Annotated in this window: 3 protein-coding genes; 2 read left to right on the top strand and 1 reads right to left on the bottom strand. The window is 68.7% G+C overall.

Annotation, left to right across the window (positions count from 1 at the left end):
• Positions 1-707: 707 nt before the first annotated feature.
• Complete coding sequence (locus DLJ58_RS00140) at positions 708-962, bottom strand: SCO4848 family membrane protein (protein WP_124853300.1); 255 nt, start codon at positions 960-962, stop codon at positions 708-710.
• Between the two features lie 168 nt (positions 963-1130).
• Here DLJ58_RS00140 and DLJ58_RS00145 point away from each other — a divergent pair, with 168 nt between their 5' ends.
• Both DLJ58_RS00145 and trpS read left to right on the top strand, forming a co-directional pair.
• Positions 1131-1595 (top strand): PRC-barrel domain-containing protein, encoded by a 465-nt coding sequence (locus DLJ58_RS00145; RefSeq protein ID WP_124853301.1) that lies wholly within the window; start codon positions 1131-1133, stop codon positions 1593-1595.
• A 274-nt stretch (positions 1596-1869) separates the two neighbouring features.
• Positions 1870-2687, top strand: an 818-nt coding sequence (gene trpS, locus DLJ58_RS00150) for a tryptophan--tRNA ligase (RefSeq protein WP_124853302.1), incomplete at its 3' end; no start/stop codon positions are given.

Genomic DNA, 2687 nt, shown 5'->3' on the forward strand with positions numbered 1-2687 from the left:
AGCCTGACCAGTCCGGGGTATAAATCATAATTGGCACTGGCTTTACAAGCACCCTGTTGAGTTCTCAAAGAACAACCACACACCGACCAGAAGCCCCACCACAGTGGAACCCCAACCGGGGCTTTTCGTACCGTGTCCCCGCCGCTCTCGCGCCGGGCACTTTTACTACGTTACCTCACCGTCTTCGCCGTGTCAAACCGTGTGTCCCGGTCTGTCATGCTTCGTACGGGTCAGCGCCGGCGCACTCACGCAGCAGCGAACCGCTGCGTCAGGTCGTCGGATTCAGCAGACCGGCCGCTGCGGTTTCCCGCAGTCTCGCCCGGTTCCCTGCCGGTCGTGAACCTTACCCGGTCGGCTTCGCCGCACCAAATCCGCCTCGCGGCCGATCCGGCAAGCCCCGCCCGGACCGCGTCTCCCAGAAGCGAACTCCTGCTTGACCCGGTTGCCATCCCGTTTCGGCGCTCCAGGACTTTCATCCCGTTTGCCCCGTTCCGCGCTGGCAGAGAGAAAGTTACGCGTCTGCGGGTTTGATCGTCAAATCCACGGGTAGCGGCGCGCGTCACATTCGCGCGCCGGACCGGTTTTCCCAGGTCAGGCCCGTCCGGCAGGAACCAGGGCTTGGTCAGGCCCGTCCGGCAGCAACCGAGGCTCGGCGGCTGACAGCGGTTCGGGCGCCGATCGGCCTGATCCGCAGGAGCGGGCGGCGATCAGGACGGCTGCCGCCGCCGGGCGGCGAGCCAGGCCCGGACGCCGAGGACGCCGACGGTGGTGCCGATTGCCAGGGACGCGGCGATCAACAGCGCGTGCACCCACAGGAAGCTGGTGGCTGCGCCGTCGGCCACCGTGCCGGACGCCCAGGACCGCGGGTCCTGCCAGATGGCCACCGCGAACCTCGGCCAGATCACCCAGGTCCAGACGCCGACCCCGACCAGGAAGAGACTCCACCCTCGCGACAGCACCATGGCAGCCGAGTATGCCAGCGCACCTGTTCAGCGGGCCGGCGACGCGGACCCGAACGCCCTGCCACACCTGGACAGGAGCACCGCCGCGCAGAGCGCAGGCTGTTTCCGGCGTCAGCGCGATGGGCACTGCGAAGGGGGACAGCTGAGGACCGTCCCTGGAGGTGCCCCATGCAACCCTCGATCTTCAACCCCTGGACCTGGCGTGATCCATCCGCCTTGGCCGGCGGGTATACCCAGACCACCCCCTCGGTCACCCCTCCGGTGGGTCAGCAGGATGGGCACGACGGCCCGGATGCCCCCGGCCCGGGCACCCCCGTCGACCTGGTGGGTTATCAGGTGCAGGCGAGCGATGGGCGCATCGGCACCATCGACGAGACGAGCGACGAGGCGGACGCCGGGCACCTGGTGGTGGACACGGGGCCGTGGATCTTCGGCCAGAAGGTGTTGCTGCCGGCCGGGACGGTCGACCGGGTGGATCATCAGGAACGCGTCGTGCACGTCGACCGGACCCGTCAGCAGATCAAGGGCGCCCCACCGTTCGATCCGGATTCGGCCGACCACGAGTACCGGGAACGCGTCGGCGCCTACTACGCCGACAGCTACCTTCCCCTCCCGGTGCCACCCCGCGGGTAATCTGAGGCCGTGGTCCGGACGGGCAACTGCGCATCCGAGGCGGTCGACCTGGTCGACGGCCGCTTCCTCGGTGCCGTGCCCGAGATCCCGACCAGCTCCGGCGATGGCCGTGAGCAACTTCTGAACGTCCTCCGTGCCGGTGGTCTGCGGTTTCGCGCCGGCGCGCGATGGCGGGCGACTCGCTGAGTCGATCCCGCTGACCGAGCAGGGCTGAGCCAGCCCTGCTCGGCGCGCGCCCACGCGTGACCCACCTTCGGATACGAGAGGCACCACCATGTCCGTCGCACGAATGCTCACCGGAGACCGGCCTACCGGCCGCCTGCACCTCGGCCACTACGTCGGCAGCATCGCCAACCGGGTACGGCTGCACCGGCGCTACGAGAGCTTCTTCATCATCGCCGACCTGCACATGCTCACCACCCGCAACCGCCGCGAGGACATCGACCAGGTCTCCGGCAACGCCTGCGAGATGGTGACCGACATCCTCGCCGCCGGCATCGACCCGGACCGGGCCACCTTCTACCTCCAGTCGGCCATCCCCGAGGTCGGCGACCTCAACACCCTCCTCCAGAACCTGGTGACCGTGCCCCGGCTGGAACGCGTGCCCTCGCTCAAGGACATGGCCCGCGACGCCGGCAAGGAGGAGATGCCGTACGGGCTGCTGGGTTATCCGGTACTCCAGGCCGCGGACATCCTCTGCGTCAAGGGGGAGGTCGTTCCGGTCGGCCGGGACAACGCCGCGCACGTCGAGGTGACCAGGGAGATCGCGCGGCGGTTCAACCACCTGTACGGCCCCGTCTTCCCGGTGCCCGAGTTGATCCCGGCGGACACACCGAGCCTGGTGGGGACCGACGGCGCCGCCAAGATGAGCAAGAGCCGGGGCAACTCGATCGCGCTCTCCGACGATGCGGCGACGGTGCGCCGCAAGGTGCTCGGCATGTACACCGACCCGAACCGGGTGCGGGCCGACGTGCCGGGCACGGTGGAAGGCAACCCGGTCTTCGCGTACCACGAGGTCTTCAACCCGGACCGTGACGAGGTGACCGACCTGGCCCGGCGATACCGGGCCAGGTCGGTCACCTCGTCACGGTC

Origin of the sequence: Micromonospora arida, from assembly GCF_003857035.1 — a bacterium.
GTDB classification, from domain to species: domain Bacteria; phylum Actinomycetota; class Actinomycetes; order Mycobacteriales; family Micromonosporaceae; genus Micromonospora; species Micromonospora arida.